General features: G+C 58.8%; 21 protein-coding genes. 8 read left to right on the top strand and 13 right to left on the bottom strand.

The window, feature by feature from the left end; translation table 11 throughout:
- The first annotated feature begins 80 nt into the window (after positions 1–80).
- Positions 81–713 carry a flavin reductase family protein gene (locus tag AC6I8X_RS06620; RefSeq protein WP_313689870.1) on the top strand — a complete coding sequence of 211 codons (633 nt, stop codon included), beginning with the start codon at positions 81–83 and terminating at the stop codon, positions 711–713.
- Here the strand turns inward: AC6I8X_RS06620 and AC6I8X_RS06615 are convergent.
- The 7 genes from AC6I8X_RS06615 to hutI form a co-directional block, all read right to left on the bottom strand.
- Positions 710–2,200 carry an HAL/PAL/TAL family ammonia-lyase gene (locus AC6I8X_RS06615; RefSeq protein ID WP_497840769.1) on the bottom strand — a complete coding sequence of 497 codons (1,491 nt, stop codon included), beginning with the start codon at positions 2,198–2,200 and terminating at the stop codon, positions 710–712. The two genes, AC6I8X_RS06620 and AC6I8X_RS06615, sit on opposite strands and share 4 nt — an antisense overlap.
- A complete protein-coding gene (locus AC6I8X_RS06610; protein ID WP_313689875.1) occupies positions 2,197–2,991 on the bottom strand; it encodes an ABC transporter ATP-binding protein in 795 nt (264 codons plus the stop codon). The genes AC6I8X_RS06615 and AC6I8X_RS06610 overlap by 4 nt, the downstream gene beginning before the upstream one ends.
- A 1-nt stretch (position 2,992) precedes the next feature.
- A complete protein-coding gene (locus tag AC6I8X_RS06605) occupies positions 2,993–3,721 on the bottom strand; it encodes an ABC transporter permease (protein ID WP_497840768.1) in 729 nt (242 codons plus the stop codon).
- Between the two features lie 11 nt (positions 3,722–3,732).
- A complete protein-coding gene (locus AC6I8X_RS06600) occupies positions 3,733–4,452 on the bottom strand; it encodes an ABC transporter permease (RefSeq protein ID WP_497840767.1) in 720 nt (239 codons plus the stop codon).
- Between the two features lie 12 nt (positions 4,453–4,464).
- Positions 4,465–5,313 (bottom strand): transporter substrate-binding domain-containing protein, encoded by an 849-nt coding sequence (locus AC6I8X_RS06595; protein ID WP_497840766.1) that lies wholly within the window; start codon positions 5,311–5,313, stop codon positions 4,465–4,467.
- A 361-nt stretch (positions 5,314–5,674) separates the two neighbouring features.
- A complete protein-coding gene (hutG, locus tag AC6I8X_RS06590) occupies positions 5,675–6,466 on the bottom strand; it encodes an N-formylglutamate deformylase (RefSeq protein ID WP_313686597.1) in 792 nt (263 codons plus the stop codon).
- On the bottom strand, positions 6,463–7,680 hold the full coding sequence (gene hutI / locus AC6I8X_RS06585) for an imidazolonepropionase (protein WP_313686599.1): 1,218 nt from the start codon (positions 7,678–7,680) through the stop codon (positions 6,463–6,465). Before hutI ends, hutG begins: the two co-directional genes overlap by 4 nt.
- Positions 7,681–7,766: 86 nt before the next feature.
- Here hutI and AC6I8X_RS06580 point away from each other — a divergent pair, with 86 nt between their 5' ends.
- Together AC6I8X_RS06580 and AC6I8X_RS06575 are read left to right on the top strand one after the other, a co-directional pair.
- Entirely contained in the window at positions 7,767–9,122 is a 1,356-nt protein-coding gene (locus tag AC6I8X_RS06580; protein ID WP_313686601.1) for a formimidoylglutamate deiminase, read from the top strand.
- Positions 9,119–9,661, top strand: a complete 543-nt coding sequence (locus AC6I8X_RS06575) for a HutD/Ves family protein (protein WP_313686603.1) — start codon at positions 9,119–9,121, stop codon at positions 9,659–9,661. Before AC6I8X_RS06580 ends, AC6I8X_RS06575 begins: the two co-directional genes overlap by 4 nt.
- On the opposite strand, the gene hutC is transcribed toward AC6I8X_RS06575, so the two are convergent.
- Positions 9,645–10,400: a histidine utilization transcriptional repressor HutC gene (hutC, locus tag AC6I8X_RS06570; RefSeq protein ID WP_208714432.1), complete on the bottom strand. Its 756-nt coding sequence runs from the start codon at positions 10,398–10,400 to the stop codon at positions 9,645–9,647. The two genes, AC6I8X_RS06575 and hutC, sit on opposite strands and share 17 nt — an antisense overlap.
- Positions 10,401–10,717: 317 nt before the next feature.
- Between hutC and hutH the strand changes: the two genes are divergently transcribed.
- Both hutH and hutU read left to right on the top strand, forming a co-directional pair.
- Complete coding sequence (gene hutH, locus AC6I8X_RS06565; protein ID WP_497840765.1) at positions 10,718–12,271, top strand: histidine ammonia-lyase; 1,554 nt, start codon at positions 10,718–10,720, stop codon at positions 12,269–12,271.
- Positions 12,272–12,286: 15 nt separating this feature from the next.
- Positions 12,287–13,972, top strand: coding sequence for a urocanate hydratase (hutU, locus tag AC6I8X_RS06560; protein WP_313686619.1), 1,686 nt, complete (start codon positions 12,287–12,289; stop codon positions 13,970–13,972).
- Between the two features lie 92 nt (positions 13,973–14,064).
- Here the strand turns inward: hutU and AC6I8X_RS06555 are convergent, their stop codons facing one another.
- Positions 14,065–14,238, bottom strand: a complete 174-nt coding sequence (locus tag AC6I8X_RS06555) for an Rpn/YhgA-type helix-turn-helix domain-containing protein (protein WP_313686608.1) — start codon at positions 14,236–14,238, stop codon at positions 14,065–14,067.
- A 389-nt stretch (positions 14,239–14,627) separates the two neighbouring features.
- Here AC6I8X_RS06555 and AC6I8X_RS06550 point away from each other — a divergent pair, with 389 nt between their 5' ends.
- Positions 14,628–15,785 (top strand): M20 aminoacylase family protein, encoded by a 1,158-nt coding sequence (locus AC6I8X_RS06550; protein WP_497840764.1) that lies wholly within the window; start codon positions 14,628–14,630, stop codon positions 15,783–15,785.
- Between the two features lie 4 nt (positions 15,786–15,789).
- Here the strand turns inward: AC6I8X_RS06550 and ybiB are convergent, their stop codons facing one another.
- Genes ybiB through AC6I8X_RS06530 form a run of 4 tightly spaced genes read right to left on the bottom strand, consistent with a single transcriptional unit; the run spans position 15,790 to position 20,507 of the window.
- Positions 15,790–16,758, bottom strand: coding sequence for a DNA-binding protein YbiB (gene ybiB / locus AC6I8X_RS06545; protein ID WP_497840763.1), 969 nt, complete (start codon positions 16,756–16,758; stop codon positions 15,790–15,792).
- Complete coding sequence (locus AC6I8X_RS06540; protein WP_497840762.1) at positions 16,745–17,398, bottom strand: FMN-binding negative transcriptional regulator; 654 nt, start codon at positions 17,396–17,398, stop codon at positions 16,745–16,747. The genes ybiB and AC6I8X_RS06540 overlap by 14 nt, the downstream gene beginning before the upstream one ends.
- Positions 17,399–17,400: 2 nt before the next feature.
- Positions 17,401–19,554, bottom strand: coding sequence for an ATP-dependent DNA helicase DinG (gene dinG, locus AC6I8X_RS06535; RefSeq protein ID WP_497840761.1), 2,154 nt, complete (start codon positions 19,552–19,554; stop codon positions 17,401–17,403).
- A 56-nt stretch (positions 19,555–19,610) separates the two neighbouring features.
- Complete coding sequence (locus AC6I8X_RS06530) at positions 19,611–20,507, bottom strand: LysR family transcriptional regulator (protein ID WP_313686615.1); 897 nt, start codon at positions 20,505–20,507, stop codon at positions 19,611–19,613.
- 124 nt (positions 20,508–20,631) lie between these two features.
- Here AC6I8X_RS06530 and speB point away from each other — a divergent pair, with 124 nt between their 5' ends.
- Positions 20,632–21,591, top strand: a complete 960-nt coding sequence (gene speB, locus AC6I8X_RS06525; protein WP_299446595.1) for an agmatinase — start codon at positions 20,632–20,634, stop codon at positions 21,589–21,591.
- Positions 21,588–22,673, top strand: coding sequence for an iron-containing alcohol dehydrogenase family protein (locus AC6I8X_RS06520; protein WP_497840760.1), 1,086 nt, complete (start codon positions 21,588–21,590; stop codon positions 22,671–22,673). Before speB ends, AC6I8X_RS06520 begins: the two co-directional genes overlap by 4 nt.
- The last annotated feature ends 7 nt before the right edge of the window (positions 22,674–22,680 follow it).

Below are 22,680 nucleotides of genomic sequence, written 5' to 3'. Positions count from 1 at the left end.
AATCTCTGCTGATGTAGAGTCAGGATGTTAAATTTGTCGCTGCGCAATTTATTGCGCACTTACCCACGCCAGGAGAGGTTATGACGCGTCAACGCTATTCTTATCAACCGCGTGCCGGTCACGGTTTGCCGCACGATCCCCTCAATGCCATCGTCGGCCCACGCCCGATTGGCTGGATCAGTTCGCAAAGCACCAGCGGCCTGCGCAACCTTGCGCCTTACAGTTTTTTTAACTGCTTCAACTATCATCCGCCGATTATCGGCTTTGCCAGCAGCGGCTGGAAAGACAGCGTGCAAAATATCAGCGAGAGCAAAGAGTTTGTCTGGAACCTGGCGACCCGTCCACTGGCGGAAGCGATGAACGAAAGCTCCGCCTCAATACCGCCGGAGCAGGACGAATTCGCGCTGGCGGGGTTAACCCCGATCCCGGCCTCACAGGTAAAGGTCAGCATGGTGGCGGAAAGTCCGGTCAATTTCGAATGCCGCCTGACGCAGCTGATCCGCCTGCAGGATGTACACGGCAGTGAACTGGAGAGCTGGCTGGTGCTGGGGGAAGTGGTGGCGATTCATATTGATGAGCATCTGCTGGAGAACGGCATCTATCAAACCGCCAAAGCGCAACCCATCCTGCGTGCCGGTGGCCCGTCGGCCTATTACGGCATCAGTGAAGAGTCGCGTTTTGATCTGGTGCGACCGGATGCGCGTCGTGGTTAAAAACGGGTCGCTTTGAGGACCTGCACGGCTCGCGCCATTTCCGGTGCCAGCCAGCGGTCCTCCTGCCAGTTGGCGACTACCGCCCGCAGGCGACGCAATGCCTGCTTTGTGCCGTCTGCCAGCTGGTTTTCCCCGTGGAAATCCAGCGCCTGCGCCGCCAGCAGATACTCAATTGCCAGAATCTGCCACACATTGCCCGTAAGCTTCAGCAGCTTCAATGCCGCGCCAGTGCCCAGGCTGAGATGATCTTCCTGCAAACCGGAAGTGACAAAGTTATCCAGCACCGCCGGTTGCGCCAGCTGGCGGTTTTCCGCACACAGCGCAGCCGCGACATATTGCGCAATCATCATGCCGGAATTCACCCCCGGCTGGGCCACCAGAAACGCCGGAAGTCCGCTGACCAGCGGATTGACCAGCCGATCCAGCCGACGCTCGGCAATGCTGCCCAGCTCCGCCATGGCAATCGCCAGCAGATCGCAGGCCATCGCTACGGATTCACCGTGGGGATTAGCCTGTGACACCACGCGCCAGTTATCCGGCGTACCGAGTACCAGCGGGTTATCCGTACAGGCGTTGAGTTCGGTATTCACCTGGCGCTGTGCATGTTCGAACTGATCCCGGCAGGCACCGTGCACCTGTGGCATCGAACGCAGGCTGAGAGCATCCTGGGTGCGCACGCCGAGGCTGCTCTGCAACAAAGGACTGTCGCACAGGAGCTGACGCAGCCGTTCGCCGCTGCGCTGCATACCTGGGCTGGCTTTCAGCGCGATGATCTCTGCATCGAACGCCGCCAGTTGCCCACGCAAGGCTTCAAAACTCATCGCTCCGGTCATATCGGCACAATCCAGCAGGCGTGCCGCATCGTCCAGCGCCAGCGAGGCCATGCCGGTCATGCAGGGAGTGCCATTCACCAGGCTCAACCCTTCTTTTGCTCCTGGGCGGAACGGGGTCAGACCGGCCAGCGCCAGTGCCTGTTCGGCAGGCATCGTTTGCTGCTGATACGTCACCTCACCGATACCAATCAACGCCAGACCGATATGCGCCATATGGGTGAGATAACCGACCGATCCCTGTGACGGGACCTGAGGAATAATCTGTTGATTCAGTAGCGCCAGCAGTTGCTGCACCAGCGCTACCGATACGCCAGATTTACCGTGGCTGTAGTTGGCGATGGCGGCACAGATAATGGCGCGCACGTCATCCGCTGGCAGCAACGGCCCGACCCCACAGGCGTGGCTCAGCAGCGTATTGCGCGAGAGCTGGCTGAGTTGCTCCTCCGGCAAGGTGATGTTGCACAAAGCGCCCAGACCGGTGTTGATGCCGTAGGCGATATGGCCGCTGGCGACAATCTCATCGACGATTTCACGTCCGCGCGCGATACGCTGCCAGGCAGTGGCGCTCAGGCCGAGCTCAGCGCCGTGGCGCGCCACCTGTACCACATCCTGCCAGCTAAGGGGGCTGTCGCCCCAAATCACCGTTCCGCTCATGCCGGTTGCTCCGTGCGTTGATGGCTGGAGATAAATTGTTTAAAGCGCAGCGAGCCTTGCTCGCCAAACATCGCCTCCGGGGAACCTTCGCAATCAATGGTGCCCTGGTGCATAAACACCACGCGGTTCGATACGTTGCGGGCAAACCCCATTTCGTGGGTAACCACCAGCATGGTGCGCCCTTCCTCCGCGAGGCTGCGCATCACCTTCAGCACTTCCCCCACCAGCTCCGGGTCAAGCGCGGAGGTGGGTTCATCAAACAGCATCACTTCCGGGTCCATCGCCAGTGCGCGGGCAATGGCAACGCGCTGCTGCTGACCACCCGATAGCTGCGCCGGATAGAAATCTTTGCGATTCAGCAGTCCAACCCGATCCAGCAGCTGTTCCGCCTGGGCAATACAGCTTTTTTTATCGCGCTTCAGGACATAATGCGGCCCTTCAATCACGTTCTGTAGCACCGTCATATGCGACCACAGGTTGAAACTCTGGAACACCATGCCGAGCCGGGAGCGCAGGCGTTCAATCTGTTTCGGATTCGCCGCCAGTTGATGCCCGTGGGCATGACGCTTCATTTCTATGGTTTCACCGCCCACGCTGACCACGCCGGCATCCGGCGTTTCCAGCAGGTTGATGCAGCGCAGCAGCGTACTTTTGCCGGAACCGCTGGCCCCGAGAATCGAAATCACATCGCCTTTGCGTGCCTGTAAATTGATGCCTTTCAGCACCTCCATCGCCCCAAAGGATTTATGGATGTCGGTGGCGGATAAGGTAATCGGGGGTAAATCGTGCATATCACTCTCCGGCAATCGGTTTAACGGCGGGCAACGGCTTTTTTTCGACGCGATGCACCGGGGTCAGACGGCGCTCAAGCAGCGCATACAACTGGACGATAATAAAGTTCAGAATCAGATAGATAGCCGCTGCACACAGAAACACTTCCATGGTGCGATACGTACGCTGAATAATCTGCTGCGCCACGCCGGTGACATCCCACACCGTCACCAGGCTGGCGAGCGCGGTGGATTTCACCAGCAGAATCGCTTCGGTGGAGTACGCCGGTAAGGCATAGCGCAGCATGATGGGTGCGATAATGCGCCGCAGTAACAGGCCGCGAGACATACCACAGGCCAGCCCGGCTTCAACCTGGCCCGGCGGTACCGCCAGCAACGCACCACGCAGAATCTCAGCGGTGTACGCGGCAGTACACAACGACAACGCCAGCACCGCGCAGGTAAAGGGTTCGCGCAGAAACGGCCAGACAAAACTGTGGCGAATCACGCCAAACTGGCCGAGCCCGTAATAAATCAAAAACAGCTGGATCAGCAGCGGTGAGCCGCGAAACACCAGGATGTAGCCGCGCGCAAAACCACTCAGTAGCCGCCAGCGGCTCATACGCAGCGTCAGAATGCCCAGCGCCAGCACCCCGCCGCACAGGAATGAACTGATAAACAGGCCGAGCGTAACCGGCAGCGCGGCGCTCAGCTTGAGAAAGGTGTCAGTGAGAAAGGCAAAATCGATCATCGCGCTGCTCCTTAATGCTGTGCCGCAGTGCGACTTTGCCAGGCACGGCCGAGGCGCGATTCCGCGCGACGAAATGCATGGTTGGAAAGCAGGGTCAGTACCAGATAACATGCACCGCCCACCATATAGAAGGTGAAGTAGTCACGGGTAGATCCGGCGGCCACCTGGCTGGCTCGCATCAGCTCGACGATGCCGGTGACGGACACCAGCGCCGAGTCCTTCAGGCTCATCTGCCAGACATTCGACATGCCGGGCAGCGCATAGCGCACCACCTGCGGCAGCAGAATGCGCTGGGCGATGCGAAGCCGAGGCATCCCGATGGCAACCGCAGCTTCGATCTCGCCTTTCGCCAGCGCCAGCCGCGCCGCCCGATACACTTCCCCCTGGTAAGAACCTGAGATAAGCCCGATAGCCAGTGCCCCAATCAGAAACGGCGGCGCTTCGATAAAACCATCCGCTCCGAACATCTGACCGACGAGGGTGATCAAACCGGAGCCGCCGAAGTAAAACAGGTAGATCACCAGCAGTTCCGGGATGCCACGAAACACCGTGGAATACGCCTCTCCCAGCCAGCGCAGCCAGCGTTGCGTGGAGAGTTTAGCCACCGCGACACCCGCACCGACCAGCGCGCCGATCATCAATGCCGCCAGCGAGAGCAGCAACGTGGTTAACGTGGCGCTCAGGATCAGGCGGCCCCAGCCGTCTGCACCAAAACTCAGCAGGCTCATCATGGTTGACCTCACTTACGGGGTTACGTCAGTTTTAAACCACTTCTCACTCAGGGTTTTCACCGTGCCGTCAGCCAGCGCAGCCTGAATGGCGGCGTCGAGTTTGGCTTTCAGATCGCTATCGGCCATGCGCACGCCCAGCGCTTCCCCTTCACCCCAGATCGGGCCGCCAAGCTGCGGGCCGCTGAAGGTCAGGTTGCTGTTCTCTTTCCGTGCCAGCATCGATTGCGCGAAGGTGACGTCATCAAACACCGCATCGATACGACCGGCCTGCAAATCGAGGATCGCATCGGCAGAGGTGGTGTACTCACGCACATCGGCGACATCTTTGAAGTATTTATCGATAAACGGGGTATAGACGGTGCCGGAGGCGATGCCGATGGTTTTACCTTTCAGCGCGGCCTTCAGCTGCGCAATCGCCGGTTCGATCTCTTTGGCATCATCGTGCAGCTTGATGATCTTGCTATCCGGCGGCAGCAGCGAATCTTTCACGGTGATAAAGGTGGCAGGGGTGGATGCATACGGCGTGGTGAAGTTGACCACTTTTTTGCGATCCGGGGTGATGACGATGGCATCCATGATCACATCATATTTTCCGGCATTCAGTCCGGCGATCATTCCATCCCAGTTCTGCACCACCAGCTTGCACTGGATGCCCATGCGTTTGCACAAATCGGCCATCAGCTCAGGTTCAAAACCGCCCAGTTTGCCGCCCGGCAGGGTCAGGTTCCAGGGTTCATAACTGCCTTCGGTGGCAATGGTGATCGATTTCCATTCTTTAGCCTGGGCAGTCACACCGCAAAGCAACAGGCTGGAAAACAGGGTCGTGAGGCAAAAACGGCGTACTGTGGTGCGGTGCGTCATGCGGCTTCTCCTGGTCGATAATCGTTGTGTGCTGTCTCGGCGATTTTTCGCAGATGACATTTCATGTATATACAAGTTAGCCTGCGCCAGATCATTGTCGGCTTGAGTTTTTTGTGAGCCAGACAGAATAAATCATTAAAATTGCCACGCGGTCTGTACTTGTACATACAACCTAGCAAAGGCTGTGCCAGCTCGAGGTGACGGGGAGAATCAGGGGGATACAAGGGAAGCGGTGCCGGATTGCACCAGAAGGTGGCAACTAACGCACCAGGTTGTAGCGACACAATTTATTGCGCAGGGTTTACCAGCGCCCTGCACCGAATGGCGCGATAAATCGCGCCGTTACGGGTCACTGCCATTATCAGACCGGTTTACCCTGCTGCAAATACGCCTGGAGCAGTGGTTTCAGCACCTGCTGCAACTGCGCAGCACGTTCCTGCTGCCACGCGAATGGCGGCGTTTCGTCCATATAATTAATCTGTGCCAACTCCAGCTGTACCGCCTGTACGCCCTGTTGTGGCTGACCATAGGCGCGAGTGATATAGCCGCCCTTAAAGCGCCCGTTAATCACCCAACTGTAATCATCCTGCGCTTCGCAGACCGCCTGAATCGCCGCCGTCACCGCTGGCGTGCAGCTGCCGCCGTCATTGGTGCCGATATTCAAATCCGGTAGCTGGCCATCAAACAAACGCGGAATGACCGAAGCGATGGAGTGCGCATCAAACAGCAGTGCATAACCATGCTGTGCTTTCAGGCGCGCCAGCTCCTGCTGAATCTGCTGATGGTAAGGATGCCAGATATGGTCAAGATAGCCCTGACGCTGCTCCGCCGTCGGGGTTTTATCGGGTGCGAAGGTCGGCGAGCCATCAAACAATGTTTCCGGATACAGCCCGGTGGTCGCTGTGGTATACAACGGCTGGTTGTCCGGCGGACGGTTGAGGTCGATAACAAAACGTGAGTAGTGTCCGATCAGCACGCTGGCACCTAAATCGCGTACAAAATCATACAGTAACGGAATATGCCAGTCCGTATCCGGCAGACCACGGGCCGCATCGCTTAATCCGGCATCGACTTCAGGTGTCAGTTGCGTTCCGGCGTGCGGAATGCTGACCAGTAACGGCAGCGTCCCCTGGGTAAAATGAAACGGTGTCATTGCGCTTCTCCACGATAGATAACCTGGCACGGCAACTCGCCGCCCAGCCAGTAAACCAGTTCCGCCGGACGTGCCAGCGGCCAATGCACAAAATTTGCCACTTTACCCGGCTCCAGCGAGCCGTGCGTATGCTGTAAACCCAGCGCCTTCGCCCCCCACAGGGTGACACCCGCCAGCGCCTCTTCCGGCGTCAGGCCAAACAACGTACAACCCATATTCAGCATCAAACGCAGTGACAGCGCCGGTGACGTGCCCGGATTGGCATCACTGGCAAGCGCCATCGGCACACCGTACTGGCGGAACAACGCCACCGGCGGCCGCTGGGTTTCGCGCAGCAGATAAAACGCCCCCGGCAGCAGGACTGCAACGGTGCCATGCTGTGCCATCGCCTGTGCATCGCTTTCGGTGGCGTATTCCAGATGGTCAGCCGACAGCGCGTCATAACTGGCCGCCAGCGCTGCGCCACCCAGCGAGGAAAGCTGCTCAGCATGCAGCTTAATCGGCATGCCCAGCGCTTTGGCTTTATCAAACACCTGGCTCACCTGATCAGGAGAGAATGCCAGATGTTCACAGAATGCATCCACTGCATCCGCCAGCCCGGCGGCGTGCACCTGCGGCAGCAGACGCTCACAGATGATATCCACCCAGCCCTGTGGGTTATCTTTAAACTCAGGTGGGAAGCTATGCGCCGCCAGACAGGTTGCCAGTACATCAGCAGGCACGTTTTGTGCCAGTTCACGGATGGCACGCAGCATGGTCAGCTCGCTGGCTTCATCCAGGCCATAGCCGGATTTGATCTCTACCGTCGTCACCCCCTCCGCCAGCAAACGATCCAGCCGCCAGCGTGCCGACGCCACCAGTTCCTCCTGCGTGGCGGCGCGGGTAGCGCGTACTGTGGAAAGAATGCCACCGCCCTGCGCAGCGATTTCGGCATAGCTGACACCGTTCAGACGCTGCTCAAATTCCGCGCTGCGATCGCCGCCAAACACCAGATGGGTATGACAATCCACCAGCCCCGGGGTGATGATGCCGCCATCGAAATGATGCTGCTCACGCGCGTGAAATTCCGGCAGTTCACTGCGTGGCCCCACCCACACCAGCTGGCCCTGATCGACTGCCAGCGCGCCGTCGGCAATCAGGTTGTAACGGCCTTCGCGCATGGTCACGATATCCGCGCCCAGCCACAGGCTGTCGATCTGCTTCGCTTCTGCCATCCCCAAATCCCCTTACCTTTCGCGATTTACACTGCTCATCAAAGTATGTATATGTATATACAACTAACCGCCGCTAAGGATCAACCATGGCAACTTTTTTTGCCCCACGGGCACTGCTGGCCGATGGCTGGCATGACCAGGTGCTGATAACTATCAACCCAGCCGGGGTGATAACCGCGTTAACCCCCAACAGCGAACCTGGCGAGGCGATTCGTCTGGCAGGATCGGTGATCCCGGCGATTGCCAATCTGCATTCCCATGCCTTTCAACGTGCCATGGCCGGACTGGCCGAAGTGGCAGGCGATCCCCAGGACAGTTTCTGGACCTGGCGCGATCTGATGTACCGCATGGTGCAGCGCCTCTCACCGCAGCAGGTGGGTGATATCGCCGCAATGTTGTATATCGGGATGCTGAAAGGCGGCTATACCCAGGTGGCGGAGTTCCACTATCTGCATCATGACCCCCAGGGCAAGGCCTATCCGCACGATGACATGCTGCAACAGCTGATGGCAGCGGCGGACACCGCCGGGATCGGCCAGACGCTGCTGCCGGTGCTGTACAGTTACAGTGGCTTCGGTTCGCAACCCGCCAGTGACGGTCAGCGCCGTTTTATCCAGCAGACCGAGGCTTACCTGCAACAACAGCAGCGACTGAACCACTGGGTGGCCGACAAACCGCTGTTCAATCACGGCCTTTGCTTCCACTCGCTGCGCGCGGTGAATGAGGCACAGATGCGTGAGGTGCTGGCGGCCAGCCCGGACCATTTGCCGGTGCATATTCATGTGGCCGAGCAGGAGAAAGAGGTCAACGATAGCCTGGCATGGAGCGGCGAGCGCCCGGTGGCCTGGCTGATGAATCGTTTTGATGTTGATGCCCGCTGGTGTCTGATCCACGCGACCCACCTTGATGAAGACGAAATTGCCCGTCTCGCGGCCAGTGGTGCCGTGGCCGGATTGTGTCCAACCACCGAGGCCAATCTCGGCGACGGCATCTTCCCGGCAGTGGAATATATCGCCCGTGGTGGACGCTGGGGCATCGGTTCCGACAGCCATGTCTCACTGAGCACGCTGGAAGAGCTGCGCTGGCTGGAGTACGGACAGCGTCTGCGCGATCGCCGTCGCAATCGCATCACCACCGCTGATCAACCCTCCGTCGGTGACCTGCTGTGGCAACAAGCAGCCCAGGGTGGTGCGCAGGCCTGTGGTATCCAGAGCGGCGAACTGGCCGTGGGTAAACGCGCTGACTGGCTGGTGTTGCAGGAGGATGCCTGGTTAAGTAGCGTGGACAGCGCATCGTTGCTCAATCGCTGGCTATTTGCCGGTCAGCGTGAACAAATTCGCGATGTTTACGTCGCCGGTCAGGCGGTGGTCGAGCAAGGGCAGCATCCGGCGGAAGAAGCCTGTGCGGCACGCTTCGCCGCTGCTATGAGGGCGCTGCGATGAGAACCCGTTTCGGCTACGACGCTTTACCCGTCAGCCGCTGGCGTAACGGTGGCGGCGAAACCCGTGAAATCGTCAGTTATCCGCCGGGGGCGGCGGATTTCGCCTGGCGCGCCAGTATCGCCACCATCGCCGCTGACGGCCCCTTTTCCCCCTTCCCCGGTATCGACCGGGTGATCACCCTGCTGCATGGCGATAGCGTGCTGTTACGCCACGCGCAGGGCGAACAGCAGCTGCAACCGCATCAGCCCTGGCCGTTTCCGGGCGAATGGGCGATCGATGCACAAATTGGCGACAGCGCCTGTCAGGATTTCAACATCATGACACGACGCGACAGCTGGCAGGCGCAGGTCGCGGTGCATAAACAGCCGATCGGCAGCGAACATGGCGTCGCCTGGGTGCTGGCTGGCAGCTGGCAAACGGCGGAAGGTGAAGTCTTCACGGTAAATCAGGGGATGTGGTGGCTGGATGAGGTGACGCAACTGGCACCGCGCTCTGCCGATGCCAGCCTGTTGTTTACCACGCTTAGCCGTGTCCTCTGAAGCGGCCCAGCAACTTGTAGCGTGAGCCGGGATAGAGCAGGCGCGCATAGGTCACGATTTTGTTGTCGCTCCATGTCTGGCGACGGATCAGCAGACAGGGTTCGTGCTCATCCAGCGCCAGATGCTTACGCTGGCGCAGGTCTGGCAGCACCGCTTCGACAATATGCTCACCGGCGGTTAACGGCGCAACCCGCATCAGATAGGTGTAAGGCGTCAGCTGATGGTAATCCTGGCTAAGGTAATCCGGTGCCACCAGCGGGTTTACCAGACGATCTTCCAGCTGCACCGGCAAATCATTCTCGTAATGCACGATCAGCGAATGGAACAGCATCTGCCCGGTGGATAACCCCAGCACCGCCGCCTGCTCCGGGTCCGCCTTCATCTGCCCAAGGGAGAGAATTTTACAGCTGTGGCGATGACCACGCTGGGCGATTTCATCCGCAATGTTGTGCACTTCCAGCATCGCGGTGTAGCCCTTCATCTCGGCGACAAAGGTGCCGACACCCTGCATACGCACCAGAAAGCCTTCGCTGGTCAGTTCACGCAGCGCACGGTTGATGGTCATGCGGCTGACGCCGAGTTCATTCACCAGTTCGCTTTCCGAAGGTACGCGTTGATTGGCCTTCCAGTGACCTTCACGGATCTGGCTGATAATCGCCTGTTTCACGCGCTGATAAATCGGCGCAGGCTCATCACCCATGGCCGCGGCCAGTTGTGCTATTGCCGTCTGCTCAACCATATCCTGTTCCTTTTCCTGATAGTGCCCAAAGTTTACTGTCTCAACGCGTAAATGTATATACATCCCGCTGTGCAACAGTCCCGCTTCCTGTGCAGCATTTGCCTTATTACAGTGCAATGCCAGCGGCGATCCGAAGGCCAGGAGGCTCTGCCGCGCCCTGCAAAGAATGTGATCAATCTGGCACAGTGCTTGCTACTTGTATAGACAAGAATAGACACTTATGCTTCACTCGCATTATTCATGGCATCTCCCGCAGCACTTCCACATGCCAGCATCATCCGGGATTGCCGTTTTACTTGTATAGACAGGAGTAGACTATGTCAGGTTCGGTTCAGAATATTCGCCTCGTTCCCGGTGAAGTGGACCTCGCCACACTGCGCGCGATTTACCAGGGTGGCGTCGCACTGACGCTGGCTGATGAGGCACGTGCCGCCATCGATCGTGCCAGCGCAACCGTTGATGCCATCGTTGCTTCAGGCAACGTGGTGTACGGCATCAATACCGGCTTTGGCAAACTGGCGCAGACGCAGATTCCGGCTGGCCGCCTCGCCGAACTGCAACGTAACCTGGTGCTGTCGCACAGCGTCGGTCTCGGTGAGTTGCTGCCTGATAACGTCACTCGCCTGGTGGTCGCCACCAAAATCATCAGCCTGGCGCGTGGCCATTCCGGGATTCGTATTTCCCTGATCGAAGCGCTGCTGGCGCTGTTCAATGCCGGTGTGATGCCGTGCATTCCTGAAAAGGGTTCAGTTGGCGCATCCGGCGACCTCGCCCCGCTGGCGCATCTCTCGTTGATGCTACTGGGTGAAGGCAATGTCCGTGTTGATGGTGTGTTGATCCCCGCCACTGAAGGCCTGGCACGCGTTGGTCTGACACCGTTTGTATTGGGTCCGAAGGAAGGTCTGGCGCTGCTGAACGGCACCCAGGTTTCTACCGCGCTGGCGCTGCGGGGCCTGTTCGAAGGGGAAAACCTGTTCGCTGCCGGACTGATGGCCGGTGCGCTGTCGCTGGAAGCCATCAAAGGCTCGATCAAACCCTTTGACGCCCGTATCCACCTGGCACGCGGTCAGCAGGGGCAAATCGCGGTAGCAGCTGCGGTCAGCTCGCTGCTGGAAGGCAGTGAAATCCTCAGCTCGCACGCCAACTGTGGCCGGGTACAGGACCCCTACTCCATCCGCTGTGTACCGCAGGTGATGGGTGCCTGTCTTGATAACCTCAGCCACGCCGCCCGCGTGTTGCAGATTGAGGCCAACGCCGCCTCGGACAACCCGCTGGTGTTTAGCGACACGGGCGACGTGATTTCCGGTGGTAATTTCCACGCCGAACCGGTGGCGTTTGCCGCCGATATCATCGCGCTGGCTGTGGCTGAAGTCGGGGCGATTTCCGAACGTCGTCTGGCACTGCTGCTGGATACCGGACTCTCCGGCCTGCCGCCTTTCCTGGTGCGTGACGGAGGCGTCAACTCCGGCTTTATGATCGCACAGGTCACCGCCGCCGCGCTGGCCTCAGAAAACAAATCGCTGGCGCATCCGGGCAGCGTCGATAGCCTGCCGACGTCCGCCAACCAGGAAGACCATGTATCGATGGCGACCTACGCCGCACGCCGTCTTGGCAGTATGTGTTTTAACACCGCCGCCGTGGTGGGGATTGAAGCCATGGCCGCCGCCCAGGGGATCGATTTCCACCGTCCTCTGCAAAGTTCCACCACTATCGAGCAGGAGATGAGCCGCATTCGCGCCCAGGTCGCCTTCCTCGAGCAGGATCGTTTACTGGCACCGGATATCGACACCATGCGCCAGTGGGCCAGCAGCAATGCCTGGCCGGAAGCCCTTTCTGCGCTGCTGCCGAGCATGCGCACCACCCAATGTTGAATAAAGGAACTGATGATGAGCGAAACTCTGACCCAGGCAGTTGCCCGTGAAATCCGTGCTCCGCACGGTTCTGAACTCCACTGCGCCAACTGGTTGATTGAAGCGGCTTACCGCATGATCCAGAACAATCTCGATCCCGACGTGGCTGAACGCCCGGAAGATCTGGTGGTGTACGGTGGCATCGGTAAAGCGGCACGTAACTGGGAATGCTTCGAGCAGATTCTGCGTTCGCTGCGCGCCCTGCAACCGGAAGAAACGTTATTGATTCAGTCGGGCAAGCCGGTTGGCGTGTTCCGTACCCATGCTGACGCACCACGCGTGCTGCTGGCAAACTCCAACCTGGTGCCACACTGGGCCACCTGGGATCACTTCCATGAGCTGGATAAAGCCGGCCTGATGATGTACGGCCAGATGACCGCCGGTTCCTGGATCTATATCGGTGCGCAGGGCATTGTGCAGGGCACCTTCGAAACCTTCGTTGAAGCGGGTCGTCAGCACTACGATAACGATCTGAGCGGACGCTGGATCCTCACCGCCGGTCTCGGCGGCATGGGTGGCGCACAACCGCTGGCAGGCGTGCTGGCTGGTGCCTGCGTACTGGCGATTGAGTGCCAGGAATCGCGTATCGATTTCCGTCTGCGCACCCGTTATGTCGATCACAAAGCCTATACCCTCGACGAAGCGTTGCAGCTGATCGACGAAGCCACCAAAGCGAAGAAAGCCATTTCTGTCGGCCTGCTGGGCAATGCGGCGGAAATTCTGCCAGAGCTGGTGAAACGCGCCAAAGCGGGCGGCATGAAGCCGGATATCGTCACTGACCAGACTTCAGCCCACGATCCGGTGAACGGTTATCTGCCGATTGGCTGGGATCTCGATCGCTGGCAGGCGGAGAAAATCAGCAATCCGAAAGCGGTAGAAAAAGCGGCGCGCGCGTCAATGGCGACCCATGTCCAGGCGATGCTCGATTTCTGCCATATGGGTATTCCGACGGTGGATTACGGCAACAACATCCGTCAGGTTGCACTGGATGAAGGCGTAACGAATGCTTTTGATTTCCCTGGCTTTGTTCCGGCTTATATCCGCCCGCTGTTCTGCGAAGGTAAAGGTCCGTTCCGCTGGGTGGCGCTGTCAGGCGATCCGGAAGATATCTATAAAACCGATGCCAAACTGAAAGAACTGTTCCCGGATCACAAGAACCTGCATCGCTGGCTGGATATGGCGCAGGAGCGTATTGCATTCCAGGGATTACCGGCGCGTATCTGCTGGCTGGGTCTGGGCGAACGTCATAAAGCCGCGCTGGCATTCAACGAGATGGTACGTAACGGTGAGCTGAAAGCCCCGATTGTCATTGGCCGTGACCATCTCGACTGCGGCTCAGTGGCCTCCCCGAACCGTGAAACCGAAGCGATGAAAGATGGTTCGGATGCAGTTTCCGACTGGCCGCTGCTCAACGCCCTGCTGAACACCGCAGGCGGCGCGACCTGGGTGAGCCTGCATCACGGCGGTGGCGTGGGTATGGGCTTCTCGCAACATGCCGGTGTGGTGATCGTCTGTGACGGCAGCGCCGAAGCGGATGTGCGTCTGGCGCGCGTGTTGTGGAACGATCCGGCCACCGGGGTGATGCGTCATGCCGATGCGGGTTACGAGCAGGCGCAGGCTTGTGCGAAAGAGCACGGACTGAATCTGCCAATGCTGAAATAACCACTATGGCGGGCGTCAGGCCCGCCATTTTTCCTGCCCATCATGTCGCAATTTATCGCGCCGCCAGCCAGACCAGGCAAAATTTGTGTTATTCAGGCTTTCAGCTGCTGTAAGTCTGTCTCGCTCAGACCGGTAAATTTCATGATGGTTTTAACATCTATGTTATCCCGCAGCATACGCTGCGCCACCTGTAATTTACCTTCCTGCCGTCCTTCCTGAATCCCTTGCAGGTGAGACTCCTGCCGCCACTGTTGTTCAACCGTCATAATCTGTTCCTTGAGTTGTGGTTTGGCTTGCATCAGTATTTCAACGACAAGTTAAACTACCATGCCGATGAAAGTGCCCGGACGTTATCACAGACGCCATCTGTTTGAAGGATAAGGAATAAAAATTTCAGGACATGCTCAGCCATTCATAATATTTTGATAAAACAATCAGATTTAATCCTGGATTGCGATGTGCAGCGCAGCTATTCCCAGGGATGTAACGTCGCTTGCAGTCGATAAAAACATCATTATTCCATTCCGCTATAGCCTATAGCCAAATTCTCCCGTTCTGCGATAGACGCCACCCCGCGCTTGCCACTACAGTGATAACTCAATTTCCTGCGGTATCGGTTTACGGAGGTACTGCTGCTGATGGAGAATTCTGCCTTATGACCCTGCCTGCCGCCCTGCTCGACAACGCCCTGCGCTGGCGTCGCCAGCTACACCAACATCCGGAACTGGGTTACCAGGAGCAACGCACCAGCGAAATGGTGGCGCAGGTACTCAGCGATGCCGGTTTGCAGGTGTTTCGCGGCCTGGCAGGCACCGGGGTGATTGGCACGCTGGAGAACGGTCCGGGGCCGGTGATTGGTCTGCGCGCCGATATGGATGCGCTGCCGATTACCGAAAAAGGCAACCCAGAGTGGAAATCCAGCCAGCCCGGCGTGATGCACGCCTGCGGACACGATGGTCACACCGCAGTGCTGCTGGCGGCTGCCTGTCAGCTGGCCGCCACGCGTCAGTTCAGCGGCACGGTGCATTTTATCTTCCAGCCCGCCGAAGAAAATCTGGGCGGCGCGCGCAAAATGGTGGAAGAAGGCCTGTTCCAGCGTTTCCCAATGGATGCGGTCTATGCCATGCATAACTGGCCCGGTTTGCCGGTCGGCTCACTGGCAGTCAATGCCGGGGCGATGATGGCCTCGCTCGATTCATTTGAAATCACCCTCAACGGCAAAAGCTGCCATGCGGCGATGCCGGAAAGTGGTGCGGATCCGATGGTGGTGGCGGCTGAACTGATTCTGGCGCTGCAAACCATTCCGTCACGTCGCTTATCGCCTCTCGCGTCGGCGGTGGTGAGCGTCACGCAAATCCACGGCGGCGAAGCGATTAACGTCATCCCGGAGCAGATCGTGTTACGCGGCACAGTGCGCTGCCTGCAAACTGACGTGCGCGATCGGGTACGTGGGTTGATTGAGGATTTTGTCACGACGCTGCCGCGCCCGTTCGGCGTCAGCGGCGAGATTCACTGGTATCCGGGCTATCCGGTCACCGCCAATCATGCTGAACAGGCAGATTTGGTGCGCCAGGCCGCCGTCCAGTTACTGGGTGAGCAGCAGGTACACTGGCAGGTCAATCCGTCGATGGCCTCGGAAGACTTCGCCTGTATGCTGGAAGCCTGTCCGGGGGCTTATTTCTGGCTGGGTGCCGATGGTGCTACGCCTTCCGCACCGCTGCATAACGCCGGTTATGACTTCAATGATGAGCTGCTGCCGATTGGCATCAACTTCTGGCAGCAGTTAGTGGAAAGCACGCTGACAAAAGCCTGAGCCCTCAGAGCCCAGCCTGGCTGAGACGCGTTTCGGCCGCGGCCAGACTGGCACTTTCCCCGCTCGCCACCAGGCAACAGGCCAGTTGCAGGCGCAACGCCTGCGGCACCGCACGTTCCCCTGCCAGCACTGCACGAATCCAGCCCGCGGTGTCACTGGCGCTTTTTGACGCAGGAAGCTCGACTTCACACTCGGGCTGGCGATCAATCCACACCTCCGCCTCACCACCTGCGCCCTGAATATAGTTAATCGCCGGGCAGCGCTGTGGACTGGCGTACACCTCACCCTCAGTGCCGTTAAGCAAAATCGCCGGGGCATCAATATCCTGAAAGAATTTACCCACCCGCGCGACGTATTCGGGATGAGAGACACTGGCAAGGCGCAGCGCCGCACGTTCGGCAAAGGGTGTCGCCAGTTTTGCCAGCGTGTGGGCGCTATTCCGCACCCCCATACGCCAGCGCAGCGACAGCTGTTTCGCCATCGGCGGGCACAAATTATCGATGGTGATAAACGCCAGGCCGCCGCTGTCCAGCGCGGCCTGCGCCTGCTGCGCGCTGGTGACCGGTTGGATACCCAGCGCCGCCAGCACTTCTTCGCTGGTGATGCGCGTCGGGTCGTCACTGACGCCGTGCATCAGCACCGGAAAACCGAGTTTTACCAGCAACAGCGCCAGCAGCGGTGTCAGGTTGCCCTGACGGCGTGCGCCGTTATAGCTGGGGATGACCATCGGCATCGGACGTCCGACCGGGGGTTGCAAACGCATCATTTGCTGCTGCATCGCCTGATAGAAGCCGAGCATCTCCGCTTCCCCTTCCCCTTTGATACGCAGCGCAATTAGCACACCACCCAGTTCCAGGTCTGGCACGTCACCCGCCAGTATGGCGCTGTACAGCGCCACGGCGGTGTCGAAATCGATATCACGCGCGTGATTTTTACCACGCCCGATCTCTTTGATGATTTTATTCAGTTCCATCAGGAGTTTCCGCTTCCAGTGTGCGCCGCATCTCGGCGGCCAAAGAGGTGTTCTGCTGTTGCTGCAAACCGTCTGCCACCTGCTGGCGATCCGTCAGGCTGCGGTTTTGATTGAGTTTCCACTTACCTTCGCGTTGGGTCACGCGAATCTCAATACCCACAATAGCTTTGATCATGCTGTCGATATACGGCGCTGGCGCATCGTTGACCGCCCACGGCTGCGGCATACCCTGCTCCTGCTGTGCGGTCAGTCGCCCGACCTGTTCCCGCAGCCAATCAGCATTATCGTGGCGCGTCAGCGCGCCACGGCAGTGCAGCGTCAGGTAGTTCCAGGTCGGCACCGCTTTGCCGCTGCGCGCTTTTTCCTCATACCAGGCCGGGGTGATGTAACCCTGCTCCCCCTGGAATACCACCAGCACGGGGGCGTCCTGTTCCAGCGCCTTCAGGTGGGGATTAGCCCGCGACAGATGCCCCTGCAACACCCATTCGCTCTGCGCATCAATCTGCAATAAAAACGGTAAGGGGGTGGCGAGCGGGCCGGCTTCGCCATTGGAAATCAGCAATCCCAGCGGATGACGCAACACCAGCTGACGTTGCGCTTCGGCATCCGGCTGGTTAAACGCCCGGGGCGTGTACAACATGCTCAACTCCTTCTGCTGGCACGCCGTTTGCGCGGCGTGGCCGGTTCAGTGGTGGCCTCGGGCATTGGCGGTTGTTCAATCGGGAACACCGGTAATGCCGCCAGCAGGCGGCTGCCATACGGCTTGCTGATTAAGCGCCGATCATAAATAACGATCTCACCGAAGCATTGATGGCTGCGAATCAGACGCCCTACCTGCTGGATCAGGGTAAAGGAGGCACTGGGTAAACTTTGCACTTCAAATGGGTAGCGTCTGAGGCTTTTCAGCCACTCCCCTTCAGTCAAAATTACCGGACTGTCCACCGGGGGAAAAGCAATTTTGTGGATATGCACCTGCGACAGCAAATCCCCTTTCAAATCCAGCCCTTCGGCAAAGGATTGCAGCCCCACCAGGATGCTGGTTTTACCCTGCTCTACGCGCTGACGATGCAGCTCCACCAGCCGGTAACGCGGTTGATCGCCCTGCACCAGCATCGACAAACGCAGGTCGGTGACATGGGTGAGAAACTGCTGCATGGCACGCCCGCTGGCAAACAGCACCAGCACCCCTTTGTGTTTTTCCTGCGCCATTTGCGCGCGGAAGAAACGTGCCATCTCGGCGATATGCTCCGTTTCACTGTTCATCAGCGGTTCATAACGCATCTGCGGGATCACCAGCTTGCCCTGATCGACATGCTGGAACGGCGAGTCGAGCGCCACGAAGCGGTCGCCGGCTTTTTCATTCAGCCCCGACATCTCCTGCAAGCGGTTAAAGCTGTTGAGCGAACGCAGCGTAGCGGACGTCACCACTACATGGGGAACTTTGCGCCACAGCAATTTTTCCAGCTGATCGCTGACGCGAATGCCCGCGCAGTGAAACAGCAAATGTGCCTGACCATCGCGCAGTTCGCGCGTTATCCATTTGGATACCGGGGCGTTGGAGGCTTTTTCCAGCGCTGCCAGCCGCCATAATTTACTGATGGATTCGAACCAGCCGAAGTGGCGATTAAGCTGCAAAATCGCTTTATGCAGCCGCATGATATCGGCCTTGCCGGTCTGATCGCCAAGCTCATTCAGCAAGCCTTCCGCCAGGCCTCGCAGCGCGTCGCTGAGTTTGAACAGCCGCGCGCACATCGTCAGCAATTCTTCCGGCAGCTCCCCCAAAACAAAGCGGAATTCGCCCGGCTGATTATTGGCAGGCAGCAGCGGATTGAGTGCATCGCACAGTATCTGCAACAGTTCACGCATCTCGTCGCAGTGGCCTTTCAGCCGTTCGGGATTGGTGAGCGGAGGCGGTGATTTCGGACGGAACTGTGCCATGATGGTTTCCACCAGCCGCACAAACAGATCGAGTTGCAGGCTGCTCCACCCTGGGGTGATCTCGGCACTCATCTCCAGTGCGTCGCGCGCCACTTCCGGCAGATGATGGCCTTCATCCAGCACCAGCATCAGGTGTTTGGCGGGCGGTAGCACCGATTCGTTCTCCATCGCCGCCATCACCAGCGCATGGTTAGCCACCACTACATCCGCCTGTTCAATTTCGCGCCGCGCCACAAAGAACGGGCATTCACGATACCAGCGGCAGTGATGCCCCAGGCAATTGGCTTTGTCGGTGGAAAGGCGCTGCCACAGGCTGTCATTGATGGCGACATCGGTGTGGTCGCGCAGCCCATCCCACTGGTAGCGGCTGAGCTGCTTTTCCAGCCCGGCGCATAATTTCTGTTCCTCTTTGGAACCGGTCACCGCCTCATCATCGAGATACAGCAGCAGATCGCCCTGCTGATCTTCGCTCGCCGCCAGTGCCGCGAGATTGCGCGGGCAAACATAGCGTCCGCGCCCAAAGGCAGCGGTAAAGGTGAGGTCGGGAATGATTTTCTTCAGCAACGGCAGGTCCTTGCTGAAGATTTGATCCTGTAACGCCACGTTGGCGGTACTGATCACCAGCCGCTTCTCTTCCGCGCGGCTGACGGCAATGCCGGGGATCAGATACGACAGGGTTTTCCCCACGCCGGTGGGGGCTTCGATCGCCAGATGGCGGCCTTCATCTCCGGCAAGGCTTTTCGCCACTTCGGCGATCATCTGCCGTTGCGGCGCGCGTGGGATAAAGTCAGGAACCTGCTGTTGCAGCGCCTTATACCATTGCGCAATCTGGCTTTTTATCGCTGCTGTCAGGGCCATTATCGTTACTGTTTCCGGGAAAATGGCCTGTATTTTTACACAGTATCGCCACAGCGTCAGCTTTCGCTGCTATTTTTTCGCGCTGGATTCAGGATTTCGCGCATCGCACGGATTAGCGTTTCACGGGCGCGTCCCCGCCGGAAGGCAAAGGAAAACGGCGCGCGGAACTGAAAATGTTGCGGTAACAGACGACATAGCACCCCCTGCTGTTCCCAGCTGCGCGCGTAATGTTCTGGCAGATATCCAATAAAGCGTCCGCTGAGGATCAACGTCAACTGCGCTTCGATACTCTCCACCGAGGCGTTGCTCTGGCGGAAGCCCCGTTTGTTGAGTTCCTGCTGATTCCAGTAGCCGCGGGTGACCATGCCGGTTTGCTGCACAGTACGCATATCAGGCGCACCCTGCGCCAGCGGATGCTGCGGGCTGCAATACAGCCAGTGTTGCTCCTCGTACAGCGGGATGGTGACCAGATTGCTGGCGCGCAACGGAAAGTGTCCAATCGCCAGGTCGAGCCGATCCTCCAGCAGCTGCTGTTGTAATTCGTTGGGATCGCGCACGCTGAGGTTAAAAAATACCGCCGGAAAGCGCTGATTAAAACGCGCGATGGCAGCTGGCAAATCCAGCGTGTTATCGGTGACGGTCGCGTCCACCACCCCCAGCGAGAAAGTTCCGCCCTGCGCGCTTTTCAGCGTCTCCACCTGCTCCTGCCAGCCCGCCAGCGTCGCCAGCATCTGCTGGCTGTAGCGATAAAACTGTTCCCCTTTGCTGGTGAGGCTAAATCCGCCACGCCCACGCTGGCAGAGGATAAACCCGAGCTGAGTTTCCAGCTCGCTCATATAGGCGCTGATGGCGGGAGTGGTCATGTTCAGCGCCTGCTGGGCGCGTGAATAGCCCTGATTTTCCACCACACTGGCAAATACCTGTAGCAGTTTGAGATTGGGTAAAGGTTGCACCGTTTTCCTTCAGAGATTGCTGGCTAAAGTTAAGTAATCTCTGAAGTGATTATCTGCTGTCAAGGATTTTTCCCGCAGGCGAGGCGGGTAATGATGTCAGTCTGTTCAGTTTAAGGAGCCGGTAATGACCCAATTTCCCCAACCGCAGGGCGGCAATGAGATGCCGCGTTTCGCCGGACGTGGCACCATGATGCGTTTACCGGCTGCCGAGTCCCCCGCCGATCTGGATGTTGCCTTTGTCGGCATCCCGCTGGATATCGGCACTTCGCAGCGCAGCGGTACCCGTTACGGGCCGCGAGCGATTCGCGCCGATTCAGTGATGATTCGCCCCTACAATATGGCGACCGGTGCCGCACCGTTCGATTCCCTGCGCGTCGGCGATCTTGGTGATGTGCCGATCAACACTTACAGCCTGCTGAAATCGGTAGATATTATCGAGGATTACTACAGCGAGCTGAATCGCTGGCCGCTGATCCCGCTGACCCTCGGTGGCGATCATACCCTGACGCTGCCGATTTTGCGGGCGCTGGCGAAGAAGCATGGCCCGATGGGGTTGATCCACGTCGATGCCCATACCGATACCAACGACGACATGTTTGGCGAGAAGATCGCGCATGGCACCACCTTCCGCCGTGCAGTGGAAGAAGGTTTGCTGGATTGTCAGCGCGTGGTACAGGTAGGACAGCGCGCGCAGGGGTACGCCGCCGATGACTTTCAGTGGGGCGTCGATCAGGGTTTCCATCTGATCCCCGCCGAGCAGTGCTGGCACCGATCGCTGACGCCGCTGATGGCCGAGGTGCGCCAGCGTATTGGCAGCGGCCCGGTCTATCTTTCCTACGATATCGACAGCTTCGATCCCGCCTGGGCACCCGGCACCGGCACCCCGGAAGTGGGCGGCCTGACCTCCATGCAGGGGCTGGAGATCGTGCGCGGCTGTCGTGGGTTAAATCTGGTGGGGGGCGATTTGGTGGAAGTGTCGCCGCCCTATGATCACAGTGGCATGACCTCACAGCTGGCGGCCAATATCCTTTATGAGATGCTGTGCGTGTTGCCTGGCGTCCGTTATACAGAGAAGAAGCAATGACACAAATGAATCTGGTGTTTCCGGCGCGCGTACTGCGTGGCGCGGGCGTCATCAATCAACTGGGTGAGGTATGCGCCAGTCTTGGTAAACGCGCGTTGTTGATCGGTGGTCATCAGGCGCTGCATGCGGTAGAAAGCCAGGTCCGCGCCCAATTGCTGGCGGCCGAAGTAACGCTGCTGGCGCAGGAGTGGTTTGGTGGAGAGACCTCAATCAACCATATCAACCGGCTGGCAACGCTGGCGACCGAGTTGCAGGCGGATGTGATTATCGGCGTTGGCGGTGGTAAATCGCTGGATACCTGTAAAGCGGTTGCCGCACAGCTGGGCCTGCCGATCGTCACCATTCCAACTATCGCCGCCACCTGTTCAGCGGTGACGCCGCTGAGTATCCGTTACGACGATAATGGCAATTTCTTTGACATTTTCCCGCTGCCGCAGGCTCCGGCAGCCGTGGTGATCGACAGTGCCCTGCTGGCAAAAGCGCCGCCGCGCTGGCTGGCTGCCGGGCTGGGCGATACCCTGGCGAAATGGTATGAGTTCCGCGCCGTCAGCACGCGTCACCCGGCACGGGAAGGCAATGCCCTGTCGTCACTGGCGCACAGCAAGATTTGTTATGACGTGATCGCTGAACATGGCCCGGCTGCCTATGCCGCCGTGCTGCGCGGCGAGAGCAGCGCCTCACTGGATCAGGTGCTGGATGCGATTTTCACCTGGGCGGGGTTAACTTCGCTGATGAGCAACGGTGCGCATGCCGCAGCCTCCCATGCCATTTATGAAGGTTTTACCTTCTGCGATAAAACCCGCGAGTTTGGCCATGGTCTGCTGGTTGGCTTTGGTAACCTGTGTCTGCTGGCGCTGGAGCATCGCAGTGATGAAGAAGTGCTGGAAGAGATGCGTCTGGCACACGATTGCGGCGTACCGCTGCGGTTGTCAGACATTGCCGAGCTGGATGCGGCCGAACTGGCGCTGATTGTGCGCGAATCGGTTCATGCGCCGGATATGGAGAATATGGCAGAGGCGGTTACCGAAGCACGTTTGCTGGCGGCAATCGCACGGGTTGAGGCGCTGGCCGGGCAGGTATAAAAAAAGG

The organism is Pantoea sp. X-Soil-TKNS-1280 (assembly GCF_059730475.1).
Note: the sequence above shows the minus strand (reverse complement) of the source record. Positions and strands in the feature narration are given on the sequence as shown.

What these genes read in the sequence shown, in the direction of transcription:
- AC6I8X_RS06620 (WP_313689870.1), top strand. Translation starts at nt 81, where the DNA reads ATGACGCGTCAACGCTATTCTTATCAACCGCGTGCCGGTCACGGTTTG.
- AC6I8X_RS06615 (WP_497840769.1), bottom strand. Translation starts at nt 2,200, where the DNA reads ATGAGCGGAACGGTGATTTGGGGCGACAGCCCCCTTAGCTGGCAGGAT.
- AC6I8X_RS06610 (WP_313689875.1), bottom strand. Translation starts at nt 2,991, where the DNA reads ATGCACGATTTACCCCCGATTACCTTATCCGCCACCGACATCCATAAA.
- AC6I8X_RS06605 (WP_497840768.1), bottom strand. Translation starts at nt 3,721, where the DNA reads ATGATCGATTTTGCCTTTCTCACTGACACCTTTCTCAAGCTGAGCGCC.
- AC6I8X_RS06600 (WP_497840767.1), bottom strand. Translation starts at nt 4,452, where the DNA reads ATGATGAGCCTGCTGAGTTTTGGTGCAGACGGCTGGGGCCGCCTGATC.
- AC6I8X_RS06595 (WP_497840766.1), bottom strand. Translation starts at nt 5,313, where the DNA reads ATGACGCACCGCACCACAGTACGCCGTTTTTGCCTCACGACCCTGTTT.
- hutG (WP_313686597.1), bottom strand. Translation starts at nt 6,466, where the DNA reads ATGACACCGTTTCATTTTACCCAGGGGACGCTGCCGTTACTGGTCAGC.
- hutI (WP_313686599.1), bottom strand. Translation starts at nt 7,680, where the DNA reads ATGGCAGAAGCGAAGCAGATCGACAGCCTGTGGCTGGGCGCGGATATC.
- AC6I8X_RS06580 (WP_313686601.1), top strand. Translation starts at nt 7,767, where the DNA reads ATGGCAACTTTTTTTGCCCCACGGGCACTGCTGGCCGATGGCTGGCAT.
- AC6I8X_RS06575 (WP_313686603.1), top strand. Translation starts at nt 9,119, where the DNA reads ATGAGAACCCGTTTCGGCTACGACGCTTTACCCGTCAGCCGCTGGCGT.
- hutC (WP_208714432.1), bottom strand. Translation starts at nt 10,400, where the DNA reads ATGGTTGAGCAGACGGCAATAGCACAACTGGCCGCGGCCATGGGTGAT.
- hutH (WP_497840765.1), top strand. Translation starts at nt 10,718, where the DNA reads ATGTCAGGTTCGGTTCAGAATATTCGCCTCGTTCCCGGTGAAGTGGAC.
- hutU (WP_313686619.1), top strand. Translation starts at nt 12,287, where the DNA reads ATGAGCGAAACTCTGACCCAGGCAGTTGCCCGTGAAATCCGTGCTCCG.
- AC6I8X_RS06555 (WP_313686608.1), bottom strand. Translation starts at nt 14,238, where the DNA reads ATGACGGTTGAACAACAGTGGCGGCAGGAGTCTCACCTGCAAGGGATT.
- AC6I8X_RS06550 (WP_497840764.1), top strand. Translation starts at nt 14,628, where the DNA reads ATGACCCTGCCTGCCGCCCTGCTCGACAACGCCCTGCGCTGGCGTCGC.
- ybiB (WP_497840763.1), bottom strand. Translation starts at nt 16,758, where the DNA reads ATGGAACTGAATAAAATCATCAAAGAGATCGGGCGTGGTAAAAATCAC.
- AC6I8X_RS06540 (WP_497840762.1), bottom strand. Translation starts at nt 17,398, where the DNA reads ATGTTGTACACGCCCCGGGCGTTTAACCAGCCGGATGCCGAAGCGCAA.
- dinG (WP_497840761.1), bottom strand. Translation starts at nt 19,554, where the DNA reads ATGGCCCTGACAGCAGCGATAAAAAGCCAGATTGCGCAATGGTATAAG.
- speB (WP_299446595.1), top strand. Translation starts at nt 20,632, where the DNA reads ATGACCCAATTTCCCCAACCGCAGGGCGGCAATGAGATGCCGCGTTTC.
- AC6I8X_RS06520 (WP_497840760.1), top strand. Translation starts at nt 21,588, where the DNA reads ATGACACAAATGAATCTGGTGTTTCCGGCGCGCGTACTGCGTGGCGCG.